This is a genomic window from Streptomyces sp. RP5T (assembly GCF_003933965.1).
GTDB lineage: Bacteria > Actinomycetota > Actinomycetes > Streptomycetales > Streptomycetaceae > Streptomyces.
This window is the reverse complement of sequence record NZ_RSAJ01001058.1, coordinates 1-1,450: the sequence shown is the minus strand read 5'-3', so window position 1 is coordinate 1,450 and position 1,450 is coordinate 1. Positions and strand designations below refer to the sequence as shown.

Genomic DNA, 1,450 nt, shown 5'->3' with positions numbered 1-1,450 from the left:
GGTACGGGGACGACGGCACGGGGCTCGGACGGGGGCGTGGAACCGGGCACGGAACGGACGGGGGACACGGCCGTTCGGTGTCGTACGGCGACGACGGACCGTTCGGCGACGACTTCGCGCACGGCGCCGGGCCGGCCCGTCGTGGCGAGCGTTCCCGCAGTGACGGAGGGGCGTACGGCGACGAGTCCGGTGACGGGACGGCACGGGGCTCCGGGGCGTTCGGCCGGGGCGCGCGTCGCCGCGGCGGAGCACCTGGCGAGGGCGGCTCCCGTGGGCGTCGGCAGAGCCGGCGCGGTTTCGGGGAATCGCCCGGCGAGGACGGAGGCGGCCCCTCCTTGTCGAGGGCCGAGAAGGGGGAGCCTCCGGCGGACCCGGTGGAGCGGGCGCGGGCGATCTGTCTGCGCCTGCTCACCGGGACCCCGCGCACCCGGAAGCAACTCGCCGACGCCCTGCGCAAGCGGGAGATCCCGGACGACGCCGCCGAGGAGGTGCTGTCGCGGTTCGAGGAGGTCGGGCTGATCAACGACAGCGCGTTCGCCGATGCCTGGGTGGAGTCCCGGCACCACGGCAGGGGACTCGCCCGGCGGGCACTCGCCCAGGAACTGCGCACCAAGGGCGTCGACCCCACGCTGATCGACGTGGCCGTCTCGCAGCTCGACTCCGAGCAGGAGGAGGCGACGGCCCGGGAGCTCGTCGACCGCAAGCTGCGCGCGACGCGTGGCCTCGACCGCGACAAGCGGCTGCGCCGCCTCGCCGGCATGCTCGCCCGCAAGGGGTACTCCGAGGGGATGGCCCTGCGGGTCGTCCGGCAGGCGCTGGAGGAGGAGGGGGAGGAGACGGAGTTCCTCGGCGACGAGGGGTTCTGACGGGGGATTTCGTGGGGACCTGGGCATCGACCGGCCCAGCTGCGCGGCCTCCTCGGCTGCCGTGGCGCTACTGCCAGTCCTCCGGGCGTTCCACGTGTTCCAGCCGCAGGGTCTGGTCCGTGCGGCTGTAACGGCGGATCTGGGGGAGAGGCGGGTAGTAGGCGTGCACGGAGATCGCGTGGAGCTCGGTGGACTCGTTGAGGACCTCGTGGACGTGGTGCTGCCCGAAGGAACGGCCCTTGCCGGCCGGGAGCCGCCGCTCGCGGTCCACGTCGTCGGAGAGTTCGAGCGTCTTCCAGCCGTCGGCGGGCAGGCGGGCGGCGAGGGAGTTCTCCCTGAGCTCCCCGGCCGCGGTGACGAAGGCGCCGACCGACTCGGCGTGGTCGTGCCAGCCGGTGCCGGTGCCGGGCGGCCAGCCGATCAGCCAGGCCTCGCTGCCGCCGGGCCCCTCCAGGCGCACCCAGGTGCGGCCCTCGGGGTCGAGGGGGAGCGAGTCGATCAGCTCGGTGTCGGCGGCGGTGCGCCGTACGAAGTCGAGGAGTTCGGCCTGGGTGGGCGGCGCGACGGCGGAGGCGGCCGAGGGG

Annotated in this window: 2 protein-coding genes; one reads left to right on the top strand and one right to left on the bottom strand. The window is 74.8% G+C overall.

What is annotated here, in order from left to right; genetic code table 11:
- Positions 1 to 77: 77 nt before the first annotated feature.
- Complete coding sequence (recX, locus tag EHS43_RS44445; RefSeq protein WP_125196046.1) at positions 78 to 866, top strand: recombination regulator RecX; 789 nt, start codon at positions 78 to 80, stop codon at positions 864 to 866.
- A gap of 67 nt (positions 867 to 933) precedes the next feature.
- Here the strand turns inward: recX and EHS43_RS44440 are convergent.
- Positions 934 to 1,450 (bottom strand): cysteine dioxygenase (locus EHS43_RS44440; RefSeq protein WP_125196045.1); only part of this gene is annotated, 517 nt, incomplete at its 5' end.